At 61.7% G+C, this 17,523-nt stretch carries 16 protein-coding genes; 11 read left to right on the top strand and 5 right to left on the bottom strand.

The window, feature by feature from the left end; all coding sequences use genetic code 11:
• The 6 genes from QCE73_RS13515 to QCE73_RS13540 form a co-directional block, all read left to right on the top strand.
• Positions 1 to 157, top strand: a 157-nt coding sequence (locus QCE73_RS13515) for a Phenylacetic acid catabolic protein (protein ID WP_309882005.1), incomplete at its 5' end; no start/stop codon positions are given.
• The gene (gene paaD / locus QCE73_RS13520) at positions 158 to 682 is read left to right on the top strand and encodes a 1,2-phenylacetyl-CoA epoxidase subunit PaaD (protein WP_309881604.1); all 525 of its coding nucleotides are present in this window, start codon (positions 158 to 160) and stop codon (positions 680 to 682) included. It abuts the gene before it with no gap.
• A 47-nt stretch (positions 683 to 729) separates the two neighbouring features.
• Entirely contained in the window at positions 730 to 1,818 is a 1,089-nt protein-coding gene (gene paaE, locus QCE73_RS13525; protein ID WP_309881606.1) for a 1,2-phenylacetyl-CoA epoxidase subunit PaaE, read from the top strand.
• 84 nt (positions 1,819 to 1,902) lie between these two features.
• Positions 1,903 to 2,703: a DUF1835 domain-containing protein gene (locus tag QCE73_RS13530; RefSeq protein ID WP_309881607.1), complete on the top strand. Its 801-nt coding sequence runs from the start codon at positions 1,903 to 1,905 to the stop codon at positions 2,701 to 2,703.
• A 33-nt stretch (positions 2,704 to 2,736) separates the two neighbouring features.
• The gene (locus QCE73_RS13535) at positions 2,737 to 3,339 is read left to right on the top strand and encodes a TetR/AcrR family transcriptional regulator (protein ID WP_187606609.1); all 603 of its coding nucleotides are present in this window, start codon (positions 2,737 to 2,739) and stop codon (positions 3,337 to 3,339) included.
• Between the two features lie 220 nt (positions 3,340 to 3,559).
• A complete protein-coding gene (locus QCE73_RS13540; protein ID WP_035509482.1) occupies positions 3,560 to 4,225 on the top strand; it encodes a GNAT family N-acetyltransferase in 666 nt (221 codons plus the stop codon).
• Positions 4,226 to 4,299: 74 nt separating this feature from the next.
• Here QCE73_RS13540 and QCE73_RS13545 read toward each other — a convergent pair whose 3' ends face one another.
• Positions 4,300 to 4,803: an Lrp/AsnC family transcriptional regulator gene (locus QCE73_RS13545; RefSeq protein ID WP_035509386.1), complete on the bottom strand. Its 504-nt coding sequence runs from the start codon at positions 4,801 to 4,803 to the stop codon at positions 4,300 to 4,302.
• Between the two features lie 146 nt (positions 4,804 to 4,949).
• Between QCE73_RS13545 and hppD the strand changes: the two genes are divergently transcribed.
• On the top strand, positions 4,950 to 6,053 hold the full coding sequence (gene hppD / locus QCE73_RS13550; RefSeq protein ID WP_238295106.1) for a 4-hydroxyphenylpyruvate dioxygenase: 1,104 nt from the start codon (positions 4,950 to 4,952) through the stop codon (positions 6,051 to 6,053).
• Positions 6,054 to 6,161: 108 nt separating this feature from the next.
• Here the strand turns inward: hppD and QCE73_RS13555 are convergent, their stop codons facing one another.
• Positions 6,162 to 6,371, bottom strand: a complete 210-nt coding sequence (locus tag QCE73_RS13555) for a hypothetical protein (protein ID WP_035509390.1) — start codon at positions 6,369 to 6,371, stop codon at positions 6,162 to 6,164.
• A 345-nt stretch (positions 6,372 to 6,716) separates the two neighbouring features.
• Between QCE73_RS13555 and QCE73_RS13560 the strand changes: the two genes are divergently transcribed.
• Positions 6,717 to 10,301: an indolepyruvate ferredoxin oxidoreductase family protein gene (locus QCE73_RS13560; protein WP_250482702.1), complete on the top strand. Its 3,585-nt coding sequence runs from the start codon at positions 6,717 to 6,719 to the stop codon at positions 10,299 to 10,301.
• A 117-nt stretch (positions 10,302 to 10,418) separates the two neighbouring features.
• Here the strand turns inward: QCE73_RS13560 and QCE73_RS13565 are convergent, their stop codons facing one another.
• Together QCE73_RS13565 and QCE73_RS13570 are read right to left on the bottom strand one after the other, a co-directional pair.
• Positions 10,419 to 12,692, bottom strand: a complete 2,274-nt coding sequence (locus tag QCE73_RS13565) for an NADP-dependent malic enzyme (protein WP_035509395.1) — start codon at positions 12,690 to 12,692, stop codon at positions 10,419 to 10,421.
• 256 nt (positions 12,693 to 12,948) lie between these two features.
• Positions 12,949 to 14,187 carry an MFS transporter gene (locus QCE73_RS13570; protein ID WP_309881615.1) on the bottom strand — a complete coding sequence of 413 codons (1,239 nt, stop codon included), beginning with the start codon at positions 14,185 to 14,187 and terminating at the stop codon, positions 12,949 to 12,951.
• Between the two features lie 233 nt (positions 14,188 to 14,420).
• Here QCE73_RS13570 and QCE73_RS13575 point away from each other — a divergent pair, with 233 nt between their 5' ends.
• On the top strand, positions 14,421 to 15,107 hold the full coding sequence (locus QCE73_RS13575) for an orotate phosphoribosyltransferase (RefSeq protein WP_035509484.1): 687 nt from the start codon (positions 14,421 to 14,423) through the stop codon (positions 15,105 to 15,107).
• Positions 15,108 to 15,189: 82 nt separating this feature from the next.
• Here the strand turns inward: QCE73_RS13575 and QCE73_RS13580 are convergent, their stop codons facing one another.
• Positions 15,190 to 15,900, bottom strand: coding sequence for a response regulator (locus tag QCE73_RS13580; protein WP_309881617.1), 711 nt, complete (start codon positions 15,898 to 15,900; stop codon positions 15,190 to 15,192).
• Between the two features lie 290 nt (positions 15,901 to 16,190).
• Here QCE73_RS13580 and QCE73_RS13585 point away from each other — a divergent pair, with 290 nt between their 5' ends.
• Positions 16,191 to 16,781: a YbhB/YbcL family Raf kinase inhibitor-like protein gene (locus QCE73_RS13585; RefSeq protein WP_035509402.1), complete on the top strand. Its 591-nt coding sequence runs from the start codon at positions 16,191 to 16,193 to the stop codon at positions 16,779 to 16,781.
• Positions 16,782 to 16,900: 119 nt separating this feature from the next.
• The gene (locus QCE73_RS13590) at positions 16,901 to 17,515 is read left to right on the top strand and encodes a flavodoxin family protein (RefSeq protein WP_309881618.1); all 615 of its coding nucleotides are present in this window, start codon (positions 16,901 to 16,903) and stop codon (positions 17,513 to 17,515) included.
• Positions 17,516 to 17,523: the final 8 nt, after the last annotated feature.

Below are 17,523 nucleotides of genomic sequence, written 5' to 3' on the forward strand. Positions count from 1 at the left end.
GCAGGTCGCATCGGCGCTGGAAGAAGCCACGCTTGAAGCGCCTGCCGAGGTGAAGCACATCACCACGGGCAAGCACGGCGAGCACTCGGAGCACATGGGCTATTTGCTCGCGGAGATGCAGAGCTTGGCGCGTCAACATCCGGGCGCGAGCTGGTAAATGAATACCGCCAACGCAACCATCGAACGCGCGTGGGACGTGCTCGAAGCGGTGCCCGATCCGGAGATTCCGGTGGTTTCGATCCGCGAGCTGGGCATTCTGCGCGAGGTGCGCCACGGCGACGATGGCGTGCTCGAAGTGGTGATCACGCCGACGTACTCGGGGTGTCCTGCGATGTCGCAGATTGCCGAAGACATCGCGCAGGCGATCGATCGGGCTGAGCTTGGCGCGCATCGCATCGAGACGGTACTGGCGCCCGCGTGGACAACGGACTGGATCACCGAAGAAGCGCGCGAGAAGCTGCGCCGCTACGGCATCGCACCGCCGACGGGCGCATGCAGCAGCACTTCGGCATCGAGCACAAAGCCGATCCGCTTCGTGCCTTATCAGAAAGCGACGATCGCCTGTCCGCGCTGCGGCTCGACGCACACGGAGAAGCTGGCGCAATTCGGCTCGACGGCGTGCAAGGCGCTGTATCGCTGCATCGACTGCCGCGAGCCGTTCGACTACTTTAAGCCGTACTGAACCGAATCAACCGAATCAACCGAATCAACGATAGCGAGCCGAAAAACATGGCGACTCCGCAATTCCATCCGCTGCGCATCCGTGAGGTCCGCCCCGAAACCGCCGACGCGTTCACTGTTTCGTTCGAGGTGCCCCCCGCGCTGCGCGATGCGTTTCGCTTCACGCAGGGTCAGTTTGTGACGCTCAAGACGCATATCGATGGCGAGGAGACGCGCCGTTCGTATTCGATCTGCGTGGGCGTGACCGACTACGATCGCGACGGCGAATTGCGCATCGGCATCAAGCGCGTGCGTGGCGGGCGCTTCTCGAACTTCGCGTTCGATACGTTGAAACCCGGCCACGAGATCGACGTGATGACGCCCGACGGGCGCTTCTTCACGCATCTGAACGCGGATCACGCGAAACACTACGTGGCGTTCTCAGGCGGCTCGGGCATCACGCCGGTGCTGGCGATCATCAAGACGACGCTCGACACGGAGCCGACGAGCCGCTTCACGCTCGTATACGGCAATCGCAGCGTCGACGCGATCATGTTCGCCGAAGAGCTTGAAGATCTGAAGAATCGATATATGGATCGGTTCTCGCTGTATCACGTGCTGTCGGACGATCTGCAGGACGTCGAGCTCTTTAACGGCGTGCTGGATGAGGCGAAGTGCAAGGCGTTTCTGGAGACGCTGCTCTCGCCCGAGGAAATCGACGAGGCGTTCATCTGCGGCCCCGGCCCGATGATGGATGCGGCCGAAGCGGCGTTGAAGGACTCGGGCGTGGCGCCGAAGCAGATACACGTGGAGCGCTTCGGCACGCCGTTGCCGCAAGCGGGGGTGCCTGCCATCGAGATCACGGACAGCACGCCGGCGGCGGATCTGGAGTTGATCATCGACGGCAAGAAGCGCAAATTGCGGCTGCCGTATGAAGGCGTGAGCGTGCTCGATGTGGGTCTGAAAGCGGGACTCGCGCTGCCCTACGCGTGCAAGGGCGGTGTGTGTTGCACGTGCCGCGCCAGAGTGCTCGAAGGCGAAGTGAAGATGGAAAAGAACTACACGCTCGAACAACACGAAATCGATGATGGCTTCGTGCTGACTTGCCAGTGTCATCCGGTGAGCGAGCGCGTGGTGGTGAGTTTCGACGAACGCTAGATCGCAGCCCGGCGTCATTCGATTCGCGTAAACTAGGACCGCTCACCCGAGCGGTCCTTTCGTCCTTCTGGCCTCCCGACACCGATGAACATGATTCACGTCACGAATGGCGATTGCGCGGCCCAATCCCTCGCGGAAGCATTGCGGCGCGCCGAACGCGACGAGCGCGTCATCACGCTGCGCGACGATCTCGCCGTCGGTCCGATCAGGGACATCGACGAATCGCCGCTCGCGCGCGCCACGTTCTGGCGTCAGGTTCTGAACAGCGCCATCGACTTCGAAGGCGAGCTCGAAGAACAGCAAGCGCTGTTCGGGCGCCTCGCACGCGGCGACGATCAGATCGTCGTGTGGCACGGCCAGAGCGCGGCCGATCAGCTCACGCTGCGACGGGTCGCCTATCATCTGCGCAACGTGCCGCAGCGCCTGAACGAAGCGAAACTCGCTCACGACGATCTGACGATTGCGACCGGCGAAAGCGATCCCGAGCGCGTCGGCCGCGAAGACCGTGCGACGGCCGTCGGCATGTTTTCACCGAAGCAACTTCTCGCGAAACTGCCGACCGTCGCGCCGATTTCCGTGCTGCGCATCAGCCGGCTCGCGCTCGAGTGGCAGGAAGCGAAATACGCCAGCGCCGACACACGCCGCCTGCGCGACAACATGCTCGTTTCGGGAACGTGGATCGATATCGACGAAGCCTTGCTCGATCTCGCCGGTCCCGAATGGATACCGGCGCGTCAGATCGCCGGCGCGGCAATGGGACAGCGCTTCGATTTCATGCTTTCCGATTCCGTCGCATTCTGGCGCTGCCGCGAACTCGTCACGGCGGGACGGCTTAAAATTCGCGGCACGCCGTCCGAAATCAGTCAGGCCGAACTGCGCCGCTGAATCCATACCTATAAGAACGCACTTTCCGAACACATGGCCCGTACCAAAGCGCCCGATCACGAGACGCAACGCGAACAGATCCTCGAACTCGCCGCCGCGAAATTCGCCCAGACGAGCTATCCCAGCACGTCGATGGCCGATCTCGCCGCCGCGAGCGGCACGTCGAAGGCGCGCCTCTATCACTATTACGTGAGCAAGGAAGCGATCCTCTTCGATCTGCTCGACCGCTACACCAAGCGGCTGATGCTGATCATCGCGGAAGTGGAAGGCGCCAGCCAGCGGCGCGGACTGAGCGAACGCGAGGCTTTCGCCGATCTCGTGCGCGCGTTTCTCGCCGAATACGAGACATCGCACAGCCGGCACGTCGCGCTTCTGAATGATGTGAAGTATCTGGAGGAGGCGCAGCGCGAAATCGTCCTCGATCGTCAGCGCGACATCGTGGCGGCGTTCGCGCGTCAACTCGCGCGGGCTTATCCGAAACGGGCAACCAAGGACAACCAGACTGCGCTGACCATGATGGTCTTCGGCATGATCAACTGGACGTTCACGTGGCTCAAGCCGGGCGGCAAGCTGGGCTACAGCGAGTTCGCCGAGCAAGTCGTCGACATGATCGAAAACGGCCTCAATGTCGAATAGTTCGATGTTGCAGCACAAAAAACCGACTGGCCGGTAAATCGTTGCGTTTGTGATGACTCATTAAGTTATTGATTTTTATACGATCTAATCGTTTTCAGTAGCTGTTTAGAACGTGCCGTCTAGGCCGTTTTAAGGGTTTTCCCGTATCCGTTTCTCCGTAATCGGCTAAAATTCGTTTTGCTTTGCAGCATGCTGCATGACGAACGAAGGAGAAACGACCATGGAACTGATCATCAACCGCACTGCCGAGCCGATCGTCGCGCACGATCAGCCTCTCAAAGACGCGCGTATGCCGGTTCTCGTCCGCGAACTGTCCTCGGCAGATCGTGAGCGTCTCCTCACGCACTTTCTGGCTCTCGACGAAGACGACCGTCTCCTGCGCTTCGGGCAGGTCGTGCCGGATCACGTCATCGAGAACTATGTGCGCAACATCAACTTCTCGAACGACAAGGTGTTCGGCGTGTTCGGCGGCGCCCTGGAATTGATCGGCGTCGGCCATCTAGCGTATTTGCCCGCCGAGGGCGACAAGCGCACTGCCGAATTCGGCGTCTCGGTGCTCGAAAGCGCGCGCGGCCGCGGCATCGGTTCGAAGCTGTTCGAGCGCGCCGCCATGCGCAGCCGCAACACGCAGGTATCGGTGCTCTATATGCACTGCCTGTCGCGCAACTCGACCATGATGCATATCGCGAAAAAGTCGGGCATGAAGATCGAATACGCTTACGGCGAAGCGGATGCCTATCTCTCGCTCGCGCCAGCAGACCAGACCAGCATCGTGGCCGAAATGCTTCAGGAGCAGGCGGCCGTATTCGACTACGCGATCAAGCGCCAGGCGCAACGCGCGTCGCAGGTCTTTCAGGCGTTCATGCCGGCAGCGGCCGTCGCGTAACTCTTCTCAGGAACAGCGCGGGAATGCGCTGCGAGCGGGACCAACAAGGGCGGCTTTGACCGCCCTTCGTCGTTTTAACGCAGCGGCAAAACCGTCGTCTCCTTGATGCGTTCCAGCGAGAAGCTCGAGCGCACATCGATCACGGACGGATGGTGCAGCAACTCGTCCTGCACGAAGCGCGAGAAATCATCCATGTCGCGCACCTGAACGCGCAGCAGAAAATCCATCTCGCCGGTCATCGCGTCGCAGGCGACGACTTCCGGCCATGAACGCACCGCTTCACGAAAGAGATCGCCGTGCGTCGGCGCTTTCGGCGTGCCCGCCGCCGCCTGCATGCCGCCGCGCTTTTCCAGACGCACGTTGATGTAGGCGAGCAGACCCAGCCCCAGCTTCTTCGCGTCGAGGAGCGCGACATAACCGCGAATCACGCCGATCTCCTCCAGCCGCCGAATGCGCCGCAGACACGGGCTCGGCGACAGATTCACGCGATCCGCGATTTCCTGATTCGATAGCCGTCCATTTTCCTGAAGAATCGCCAGAATGCGGCGGTCGATCGTGTCCAGTTCGAGCTCGGCCATTTTGTAGCTCCATGCCGCTCTCGATTGGCAGCATCGTGCGCAATCTTATGAATCTCCGATTAGTTTCGCAAGTTTTTGCCAGCGCCACCTGACTAAACTGTCTCCACGTCGCGCACATCGCGCCGCATCTAAATCAGGAGACACGCATGACCGCAACGACCTGGGAGAATCCCGTCGGCACCGACGGCTTCGAGTTCATCGAATACACCGCGCCGGATCCGGTCGCGCTCGGCAAACTGTTCGAGCAGATGGGCTTCACCGCGATCGCAAAGCATCGTCATAAGGACGTGACGCTTTACCGCCAGGGCGAAATCAACTTCATCGTCAACGCCGAGCCGGATTCGTTCGCGCAGCGCTTCGCGCGCCTGCACGGTCCGTCGATCTGCGCGATCGCCTTCCGCGTCGCCGATGCCGCCAAGGCGTACAAGCGCGCGCTCGAACTCGGCGCATGGGGCTTCGACAACAAGAATGGCCCGATGGAGCTGAACATCCCGGCAATCAAGGGAATCGGCGATTCGCTGATCTACTTCGTCGACCGTTGGCGCGGCAAGAACGGCGCGCAGCCGGGCAGCATCGGCGATATCAGCATTTATGACGTCGATTTCGAGCCGATTCCGGGCGCGGAGCAAAACCCGGTGGGCCACGGACTCACCTACATCGATCACCTGACGCATAACGTGCACCGCGGTCGCATGGTCGAATGGGCGGAGTTCTACGAGCGTCTCTTCAACTTCCGCGAAGTCCGCTATTTCGATATCGAAGGCAAGGTCACGGCGGTGAAGTCAAAGGCAATGACGTCACCGTGCGGCAAAATCCGCATTCCGATCAACGAGGAAGGCTCGGAAACCGCGGGCCAGATTCAGGAATATCTGGACGCGTATCACGGCGAAGGCATTCAGCACATCGCGCTCGGCACGGGCGATATCTACAGCACCGTCGACGGCCTGCGCGGCGCGAAGATCGCCCTGCTCGACACCATCGACACGTATTACGAGCTGGTCGATCGGCGCGTGCCCGGCCATTGCGAAACGGTCGCGGAGTTGAAGAAGCGCAAGATTCTGATCGACGGCACCAAAGACGAAATCCTGCTGCAGATCTTCACGGAGAACCAGATCGGGCCGATCTTCTTCGAGATCATTCAGCGCAAGGGCAATCAGGGCTTCGGCGAAGGTAACTTCAAGGCGCTGTTCGAGTCGATCGAACTGGATCAGATGCGCCGTGGCGTGCTGAAGGACACCACCGCGAGCTGATCGCGTTCCGAAACGCACGCATCAAAAAAGGGACATGGACCGCGAAGGCCCATGTCCCTTTGTTCTTTCTGGCGGCCCGTTTGGTCGATACGGACCGCGATGAGCGGGTCAGCCCGCCGTCTCGTCGTCGCTGCTTTCCGATTCGCGGCGCTTTTCAGCACCCGCCTTAACCGACTGAACGCGCACTTGCGCGACCTGTGCAACCGACGACGCCCCGAACGGCGAGCCATTATTCGCCCGTGCGCCGCCGACAGGCGCGCTGATGGCGAAAAAAGCCGCCGAAACGACCAAGAAATTCTGGATGTGGCGTTGTTTCATCGTTATCTCCTTCTAACTGCAAAGTACAACTCGCTTCCGAAACTCAAAGCGTGCACAGAAAATTGGCACGGAAGTTCCGGAAGCGTCATTTTAGACAGGGATGAACGGCAGGGTTCCGTGGATCGGTCGAATTTACATGCTGTAACAAAACCCTCTTGATGACGGTCAAATCGTCAAGGAATTGACGCAAAGCGCGGCTAAGTGAGGAATTTTTAACGGGTTTGTACCAGTGCCTGAAAGATCATTGCACCGGCAAACTGGTAGTCCCGGCCTACGCGTTCACAAGACGCGACGGCCCGAAACATGCTTTGGTGATCCCAAACCTCGGGTGGAGGAATACACATAATGAACGCCCCGCTAGACGCAGAACAAAGAGCTTCGCTAGAAGCCGCGTTGAAATCCGTCACGCTCGACGACAAATACACGCTCGAACGCGGCCGCGCCTATATGAGCGGCATCCAGGCCCTGGTGCGCCTGCCGATGCTGCAGCAAGAGCGCGACAAGGCCGCTGGCCTCAACACCGCCGGATTCATCTCCGGCTATCGCGGTTCTCCCCTCGGCGGTCTCGACCAGTCACTCTGGAAGGCGAAGAAGCATCTCGCCGGCCATCAGGTCGTGTTTCAGCCGGGCGTGAACGAAGATCTCGCCGCCACCGCCGTGTGGGGCTCGCAGCAAGTCAACCTGTACCCGAGCGCCAAATACGACGGCGTGTTCTCGATGTGGTACGGCAAAGGTCCGGGCGTCGATCGTTCGGGCGATGTCTTCAAGCATGGCAATTCCGCCGGATCGGCGCAACACGGCGGCGTTCTGGTGCTCGCCGGCGACGATCACGCCGCGAAATCATCGACGCTCGCGCATCAGTCCGAGCACGTGTTCAAGGCGTGCGGGCTGCCGGTGCTGTTTCCGTCGAACGTGCAGGAATATCTCGATTTCGGCCTGCACGGCTGGGCGATGTCGCGCTACTCCGGCCTGTGGGTCGCGATGAAATGCGTGACGGATGTCGTCGAGTCGTCGGCTTCGGTGGATATCGATCCGCATCGCACGAAGATCGTGCTCCCGACCGATTTCGCGATGCCCGATGGCGGCCTGAACATCCGCTGGCCGGATCCGCCGCTCGTGCAGGAAGCGCGTCTGCTCGACTACAAGTGGTACGCCGCGCTCGCGTACGTGCGCGCGAACAAGCTGGACCGCGTGGAAATCGATTCGCCGCACGCGCGCTTCGGCATCATGACTGGCGGCAAAGCCTATCTCGACGTTCGTCAGGCGCTGACCGATCTCGGTCTCGATGACGCGACGTGCTCGCAAATCGGCATCCGTCTCTACAAGGTCGGTTGCGTGTGGCCGCTCGAAGCGCAAGGCGCGCATGAATTCGCGCGCGGGCTGGAGGAAATTCTGGTCGTCGAAGAGAAGCGACAGATTCTCGAATACGCGATCAAGGAAGAGCTTTACAACTGGCCGGATGCGCAACGTCCGCGCGTGTACGGCAAGTTCGACGAAAAAGACGGCGCCGGCGGCGAATGGTCCGTGCCGATGGGCAACTGGCTTCTGCCCGCGCACTATGAGCTGTCGCCCGCGATCATCGCGAAGGCCATCGCCACGCGCCTCGACAAATTCGATTTGCCCGCCGATGTGCGCGCGCGCATCGCGACGCGCATCGCCGTGATCGAGGCGAAGGAACGGTCGCTCGCGCGGCCGCGTGTCGAGGCGGAGCGCAAGCCGTGGTTCTGCTCGGGCTGTCCGCACAACACGTCGACGAACGTGCCGGAAGGCTCGCGCGCGATGGCGGGCATCGGCTGTCACTACATGACAGTCTGGATGGACCGCAACACGAGCACGTTCAGCCAGATGGGCGGCGAAGGCGTGGCGTGGGTCGGCCAGTCGCCGTTCTCGAACGACAAGCACGTTTTCGCGAACCTCGGCGATGGCACGTATTTCCATTCGGGCCTGCTCGCGATCCGCGCGGCGATCGCGGCGAAGGTGAACATCACCTACAAGATTCTCTATAACGATGCCGTCGCGATGACCGGCGGTCAGCCCGTCGATGGCGTGCTGACCGTGCCGCAGATCACGCATCAACTGGCGGCGGAAGGCGCGGCGAAAATCGTCATCGTGACGGATGAGCCGGAGAAGTACACGGCGAGCGTCGGACTCGCGCCGGGCATCGACGTGCATCATCGCGACAAGCTGGACGAAATCCAGCGTCAATTGCGCGAAGTGGCGGGCACATCGATCCTGATCTACGACCAGACCTGCGCGACCGAGAAGCGTCGTCGTCGCAAGCGCGGCGCATTCCCCGATCCGGCTAAGCGCGTCGTCATCAACGAAGCGGTGTGTGAAGGCTGCGGCGATTGCTCGGTGAAGTCGAATTGCCTGTCCGTCGAGCCGCTCGATACCGAGTACGGCACGAAGCGGCAGATCAACCAGTCGACGTGCAACAAGGACTATTCGTGTCTGAACGGCTTCTGCCCGAGCTTCGTGACGGTGGAAGGCGGCCAGTTGAAGAAGCCGAAGGCGACGAGCGTCGAGAGCGATGCGATGCCGTCCGTGCCCACGCCCGAACTTCCGGAGATCGGACGGCCGTATGGCGTGCTGGTCACGGGCGTCGGCGGAACCGGCGTCGTGACGATCGGCGCGCTGCTCGGCATGGCTGCGCATCTGGAGCAGAAAGGCGTCACCGTGCTCGACGTCACCGGGCTCGCGCAGAAAGGCGGCGCCGTGATGAGCCACGTGCAGATCGCCAACCGTCCGACCGATATCCACGCGACGCGTATCGCGATGGGCGAAGCGGATCTCGTCATCGGTTGCGATGCGATCGTCACCGCGAGCAACGAATGCGGCTCGCGGATGCAGCCCGATCACACGCGCGTCGTCGTGAACAGCGCGCAGACGCCGACCGCCGAATTCATCAAGAACCCGAACTGGAGTTTTCCGGGCGCGAGCGCGGAGGCGGATATTCGCGCGGCCGCGGGCGAGCATGTCGCGCTCGTCGATGCGAACCGCTTCGCCGTCGCGCTGATGGGCGATGCGATCTACACGAATCCGTTCGTACTCGGCTTCGCGTGGCAGAAGGGTTGGGTGCCGCTGCTCCATGAGTCGCTGGTACGCGCCATCGAACTGAATGCGGTGCAGGTCGAGAAGAATCTCGCGGCGTTCGAATGGGGCCGTCGCGCGGCGCACGATCCGGAAGCCGTGCGTCGTCTCGCGGATGCACAGCATGGCGCGCAGGCAGCGCCGGGCAAGGTCATCGCGCTGCATACGCCGAAGGCGCTCGACACGCTCATCGACAAGCGGCTCGACTATCTCGCGAAGTATCAGAACACGGCCTACGCAGCGCGATACGGACGGCTGGTTGCGGAAGTGCGCGCGAAGGAAGCCGGGTTGGGCGCGGGCGACGGGCAATATCCGCTGACCGAGGCCGTCGCTAAGAATCTGCACAAGCTGATGGCGTACAAGGACGAATACGAAGTCGCGCGTCTGTATGCCGATCCGGTGTTCCTCGATAAGATTCGCGCGAGTTTCGAAGGCGATTGGAAGATCAAGATGCATCTCGCGCCGCCGAGTCTTTCGAAGAAGGATGCGCATGGGCATCTTGTGAAGAAGCAGTACGGTCCGTGGATGATGTCCGCGATGCGCGTGCTCGCGAAGCTGAAGTTCCTGCGCGGAACGGCGCTGGATCCGTTCGGCCGCACGGAAGAGCGGAAGATGGAGCGCGCGTTGATCGGCGAGTACGAGGCGTTGGTGCGTGAGCTGATCGGCGGACTCACGGAGCAGAAACTGTCGCTCGCTGTAGAACTCGCGAATCTTCCCGATTCGATGCGCGGCTACGGCCACGTCAAGGAAAACAACGTCAAGGCCGCGAAGATCAAGTGGAATGCCTTGCTCGCGCGCTGGCGGAGTAACGAAGGCGGGGAAAAACGGCAGGTCGCGTAATTCTCGTTGCTTCACGCTCGAAGGCGGTTCGTGAAAACGGACCGCCTTTTTCATCGGCCAAAAAAACGGCGATCCGGTCTCCCGGATCGCCGTTCGTCTTTCTGACGCGACGTCTCGTTACTTCGCTACACGCGCATTCGCGCTCGCCACCGCCGTCATATTGATGATCCGCCGCACGGTCGCGGCCGGCGTCAGGATATGCACAGGCTTCGCAGCACCGAGCAGGATCGGCCCGACGGTCACGCCCTCGCCGCTCACCATCTTGAGCAGGTTGTACGTGATGTTCGCCGCTTCGACGTTCGGCATGATCAGCAGATTCGCTTCGCCGTGCAACGTGGTCCCCGGGAACGAAGCCTTTCGCACGGCTTCGGAAAGCGCCGCATCGCCGTGCATTTCACCATCGATTTCGAGGTCGGGCGCACGCTCGGCGATCAGCTTGCGCGCTTCCGCCATGCGCTTGCTCGACGCGCTCTGCACGCTGCCGAAGTTCGAATTCGACACCAGCGCAACCTTCGGCTGAATCCCGAAACGCTCGATCTCGCGCGCCGCCAGAATCGTCATGTCGGCGAGTTGCTCGGGCGTCGGCGTCTCGTTGACGTACGTGTCGCTGATGAACAGATTGCGCCCTTGCAGCATCAGCAAATTCATCGCCGCGAAGTTGTTCGCGCCTTCCGCCTTGCCGAGCACCTGATCGATGAACTTCAGGTGATCCTGATACGTGTCGATGAGACCGCAGATCATCCCGTCCGCATCGCCCGTGTGAACCAGGATCGCGCCGATCAGCGTGTTGAACTTGCGCAGCGCGGCCTTCGCGCTTTCGGGCGTCACGCCCTGACGCGCGGCGATCTCGTGATACGCCTGCCAGCTCTTCTGATAACGCGGATCGTCTTCCGGATTCACGATCTCGAAATCGACGCCCGGCTTCAGCTTCGAGCCCATCTTCTGCAGACGCATTTCGACGACAGCCGGACGGCCGATGATGATCGGCTTCGCGATCTTCTCCAGCAGCACGAACTGCGCGGCGCGCAGCACGCGCTCGTCCTCGCCTTCCGCGAACGCGATGCGCGCCGGCGCCGCCTTCGCCGCCGTGAACACCGGACGCATCACCATGCCCGTGCGATACACCGTGGCGCCGAGCGTCTCGCGATACGCGTCCATGTCCTTGATCGGACGCGTCGCGACGCCCGAATCCATCGCGGCTTGCGCCACGGCCGGCGCGATCTTGATGATGAGGCGCGGATCGAAAGGCTTCGGAATCAGATATTCCGGACCGAATTCCAGCGAATGGCCTTCATAAGCCTTTGCAACTTCATCGCCCTGATCGGTTTCTTCCGCGAGTTCGGCGATCGCGCGCACGCACGCGAGCTTCATTTCCTCGGTGATCGTCGTCGCGCCCACGTCGAGCGCGCCGCGGAAAATGAACGGGAAGCACAGCACGTTGTTGACCTGATTCGGATAATCCGAACGGCCCGTCGCGACGATGCAGTCCGGACGCACGCGCTTCGCTTCTTCCGGACGGATTTCCGGTTCCGGATTCGCCAGCGCGAGAATCAGCGGCTTGTCGGCCATCGTCTCGACCATTTCCGCCTTCAGCACGCCCGCGCTCGAACAGCCGAGGAACACGTCGCAACCGTGCATGGCGTCGGCGAGCGTGCGCGCGTCGGTGCTCGCCTGATAGCGCTCCTTCGATGCGTCCAGATTGCCGCGGCCTTCGTAGATCACGCCCTTCGAATCGATCACGAGCGTGTTCGACTTCTTCAGGCCGAGGTGAACGAGCAGGTCCAGACATGCGATCGCCGCCGCGCCCGCGCCGGAGCAGACGAGCTTCACTTCGTCCAGCTTCTTGCCGACCACTTTCAGCCCGTTGAGAATCGCCGCCGACGCGATGATCGCCGTGCCGTGCTGATCGTCATGGAAAACGGGAATCTTCATGCGCTCGCGCAGCTTCTTTTCGATATAGAAGCATTCCGGCGCCTTGATGTCTTCGAGGTTGATGCCGCCCAGCGTGGGTTCGAGCATCGCGATCGCATCGACGAGCTTGTCCGGATCGGTTTCCGCCAGCTCGATATCGAACACGTCGATGCCCGCGAACTTCTTGAAAAGGCATCCCTTGCCTTCCATCACCGGCTTGGCCGCGAGCGGGCCGATATTGCCGAGGCCCAAGACGGCCGTGCCGTTCGTCACGACGCCGACGAGGTTCGCACGCGACGTGTACTTCTGCGCGTCGAGCGGCTCATCGTAGATCGCCATGCACGCGGCCGCGACGCCCGGCGAATAGGCGAGCGAGAGGTCGAGCTGGTTGGAAAGCGGCTTGGTCGGAGTAACCGAAATCTTGCCGGGACGGGGATTCTGGTGATACGCGAGGGCACTTTGCTTCAGTTGTTCGTCCATGATTTGACCTGAGACGTTTGAGAATTATTTGAACAGGGTTCACACCGCCGTCGACCGTGCTGCAATGAATGCGGGAATGTGAATCGATGGACCAATTTTCATGGGCTCGGCGCGTCGGATAGACGCGGCGTGCCGCTCGTCGGGATCGAACGAGCGGACAGAACCTTTGGTTTTTTTTGGGACGTTCAGTGTACACCGCGCGCCTGAAATGACGCGATGCAACGTTTCAGCGCAATTTCGTCCGACGACTCCGCGTTCAGTCGAGTTCGGCGCCGCGTTTTTCCGGGATCAGAAAGAGCGTCGCGACGACATCGAACAGATAGATCGATGCGAGAAACGCGAGCGCCACCGCGAACGAATAACGCGCCGCCAGCGCACCGACCGCGACCGGACCGAGTCCACCCACCGCGCGTCCTATATTGAACAGCACGTTTTGCGCGGTTGCGCGCGCTTCCGTCGGATAGATCTCGGAGATCAGCGCGCCGTAGCCGCCGAGCATGCCGTTCACGAACACGCCCATCACCGCGCCGCCGATCAGGAGCGCCGCCGGGCTCGTCAGACTGGAATAGACGAACACCATCGCGACCGCGCCGAACTGATAGACAAGAAACGCCGGTTTGCGTCCGAAGCGATCCGCCGCCAGGCCGAACAGCCAGATGCCGAACGCCATGCCGAGCACGGTGGCCGCGGTCCATAGACCGGATTTCGTCAGCGAGTAGCCGAAGGTCTTCGACAGGTAACTCGGCAGCCAGATCATCAACCCGTAGTAGCCGAAGTTTTGCACCGAGCACAGGATGATCACGCCGAGACTCGCGCGCGCGGTGCGGGCGTCGTCGAAAAGACGCCTGAGCGGCAGCTTGCGGGCAGTGTCGGCTTTGGCGGCCGCGCGGCGTTCGGTGAACAGCGCGGGCTCGTCCACATGTCGCCGCACGAAGAACGAAACGACCGCCGGCAACAGCCCGACTGCGAACATGCCGCGCCAGCCGATCACGGGCAGGAGCATCGGCGTGATGAGCGCGGCGGCGAGCACGCCCATTTGCCAGCCGATCCCCACATACGACGACACGCGCGCCCGCAGCCGCGCGGGCCACGCCTCGGCGACGAGCGCCATGCCGATCCCGAACTCGCCGCCCAGCCCGATTCCGGCGATGGTGCGATAGATCAGCAAATCGCCGTAGCCCTGCGCGAGCGCGCACAAGCCGGTGAAGACGGCGAACACGAGAATCGTCCAGGTCAGCATGCGCACGCGGCCGAAGTAATCGGACAGCATGCCGAACACGACGCCGCCCGCGACCGCACCGGCGAGCGTCCACGTGACGAGCGCGCCGGATTGCGCGGGCGTGAGATGCAGATCGGCGGCGATCGCGGGCAGCATGAAGCCGAGGATCAGCAGGTCGAAACCGTCCATCGCGTAGCCGAGCATCGACGCGACGAGCGCCTGCAATGCGTGGCGGGAAAGCGGCTCGGAGGCAGTGGAAGAGGAAGCGGGCGTCATCGGAGCGTTCTGCGGAAAGTGCCGGGAGTGTAAGCGCGAGCGCCCGAATCGTTCAATCGGTCGAAAAAAGCCCTCTCGCCCGCATTCGTCCGCTCGGGTAAAATGGCGGGCTACGCGCGCAGTGAGTGCGAAAACGTCGTCCAAAAGGCGTGTTCTGCATCGAATCATGCGCCAAAGGCCCTCGCGGCCGCCTCCCGCTTCTTCAAGCGCCACACAAGTCCAAGGATTCGCCCATGACAGGCTTCGATCGCCAGACGATCTCCGACACCACCGCCAAGATGCTGCTCGAAGTGCAGGCGGTGCACTTCAACGCGGAAAAACCGTACATCTTCACGTCCGGCTGGGCGAGCCCGGTGTATATCGACTGCCGCAAGCTGATCTCGTATCCGCGCGTGCGCCGCGGCCTGATGGAGATGGCCGAAGCGACGATTCTGCGCGATGTCGGCTACGAGCAGATCGACGCCGTCGCCGGCGGCGAGACCGCGGGCATCCCGTTCGCCGCCTGGATCGCCGACCGCCTGATGGTGCCGATGCAATACGTCCGCAAGAAGCCGAAGGGTTTCGGCCGCAATGCGCAGATCGAAGGTTTGCTGACCGAAGGCCAGCGCGTGCTGCTGGTAGAAGACCTGACCACGGACAGCCGCAGCAAGATCAACTTCATCAATGCGCTGCGCACGGCGGGCGCGACGGTGAATCACTGCTTCGTGCTCTTCCACTACAACATCTTCAAGGAGAGCGTGTCGGTGTTGAAGGACATCGACGTCGATCTGCACGCGCTCGCCACCTGGTGGGACGTGCTGCGCGTCGCGAAGGAGCAAGGCTACTTCGAGTCGAAGACGCTAGATGAAGTCGAGAAATTCCTGCACGCGCCGGCGGAATGGTCTGCTGCGCACGGCGGCGCGAACGCTGCGCCGCAATAAGTATTAACGTCCGCGAAGCAAGCGATAAACAAAAAGCCGCTGATCGAAATCAGCGGCTTTTTTATTCGGCAAGCAAAATCGCCTATAGCGAATTCGGATTAGGAAGCGAATCGTCGAGCGAACCGTCGCCGGAATATGCCGAAAGATTCATTAGCCCGTTACTTTGCGCGTACTGAAACAATTCGGAATCGCGCTCGATGCCGAGTTTTCGCATTGCGGTGTTCTTTTGCGTGCTGATGGTTTTGATACTGCGCCGCAATTGTCCCGCGATTTCCGTGATCGTCATGCCCGAGACAAACAGGCGCACCACTTCGAGTTCGCGCTTGGACAGGATCACGCTGCGTTGCTGCCCGCTCGAACTGAGCCCCATGCTGTCGAGCGCCGCCTTCACGGACGGCCCGAGGTATTCCTGCCCGCGCATGACATGCTGGATAGCCCAGCCGATGTGGTTCATGTCGTCGGCCTTGTTGATGATCGACATCACGCCCACTTCGCGCAAACGTTTGAGCAAGGCCGGATTCTCGAGCATGGTGAGCACGACAAGCTTCACCCGCGGGAATTGCCGGCCGATATAACCGAGCAGGGGCATGCCGTCGCCGTACGAGCCGCCGGGCATGGCGAGATCGGTGACGAGGACATCGCATGACTCCTTCTGAAGCAACTGGATGAGTTCGGTCGACTGGCGCGCCTGACCAATGACGTCCACTTCCGGAAACTTGTTGAGCGCCTGTGCCGCGCCAAACAGAATGACGGGATGATCGTCGGCGATGATGACTTTTATTCGCTGGCTCATTTAACTTCTCCTGTATTTCGGTCGATTAGTTGCCGCGCGAATCTGCGTCGAATTACTCATTTCTACGTTCAATAGAGTCAGAAGTCATCGCCGTCAAGGCGCTGCGTGCTACGTCCAAACCGCTGGGCGCGCAACGCGCCATCGGTAAAGTCTCAAGGATGTAAAGCTTTAATGCTTTGTTGCAATGTTAAACTGCAAGCTGGTACGAAGCGCATCATGAGACAAAAAACATCGTTGCAGCCGGCGAAACGCTGCTATAACGCGCGACGATACTGACAGGAGTTCAGCCCATGCGCCTCTCCGGGCGACGCGTGAGTTCGACTGGCCTTGCCGCATCAGTGCTCTTAATCGCCATGGCGGCGGCGTTTTTCGCGAATTCGCACGAGGCTGCCGCCGACCCCGCTTTCACCGTGACCAGCACGGATCTCGCGCCGGGCAAGACGATCGGGCGCGATCTGCTTTTCGATCAGTCCGAGTGCAAGGGCGGCAATCGCTCGCCGCAGATTTCCTGGCATGGCGCACCCGCAAATGCCCGCAGCTTCGCCGTGACGATCTTCGATCCCGATGCGCCCGGACGCGGCTGGTGGCACTGGGCGGTCGCGGGCATCCCGATCGGCACGGATCGCCTGGCGAACAACGCGAGCGCGTCGGGGGCGCTGCGCAAGATGGGCGCGATCGAAGCGCGCAACGACTGGGATACGGAAGGCTACGGCGGCCCGTGCCCGCCGCCCGGCAAGCCGCATCGCTATATCGTGACTGTTTACGCGCTCGACAGCGCCGATCTGCGCCTGCGTCAGGGCACGCCCGCGCTCATGTTCGAGCACGAAATCCGCACGATGACGATCGCCAGCGCACAGCTCACGTTCACATACGGCCGCTAATCTGAAGTCGAGAACCGTGCGCTCACGTCGCTCGGTGAAAAATTGTCTTTGCTAGACTGGCCCGGACCGTCCGCAAGGCACGCGTGCGCGGCGCGGCGCAGGAACGACTCGGGGAGACCATGCCGAACATCATCATCGTTTATCACAGCGGCTACGGCCACACGAAGAAGGTCGCGGAGGCGGTGCTCGGCGGCGCGACCGACGCCGGCGCGAACGTGAAACTGATCGCCGTCGCCGAACTCGACGATGCCGCCTGGGCCGAACTGGACGCCGCCGACGCCATCGTGTTCGGCGCGCCGACCTACATGGGCGGGCCGTCCGCCGACTTCAAGAAGTTCGCCGACGCGAGTTCGAAGCCCTGGTTCGCGCAGAAATGGAAGGACAAGATCGCGGCCGGATTCACCAATTCGGCCCACATGAACGGCGACAAATTCCTGACCATCTCCTATTTCGTCACGCTGGCGATGCAGCACGGCATGGTCTGGATCGGCACCGGCATGATGCCTTCGAACACGAAGGCTGCCACGCGCAACGATCTGAACTTCGTCGGCGGCTTTACGGGCCTCCTGACGCAATCGCCCGCTGACGCCTCGCCGGACGAAGCGCCGCCGCCCGGCGATCTCGAAACGGCGAAGGTCTTCGGCGCGCGCATCGCCGCGGTGACGGCGCGCTGGATCGGCAATCGGAGCGGCGTCGAAGACGGTGGACATCAGCCCGTCTCGGAATCGCACTAAAATGTCGG

It is taken from the genome of Caballeronia sp. LZ029 (genome assembly GCF_031451275.1).
Lineage (GTDB): Bacteria > Pseudomonadota > Gammaproteobacteria > Burkholderiales > Burkholderiaceae > Caballeronia > Caballeronia jiangsuensis.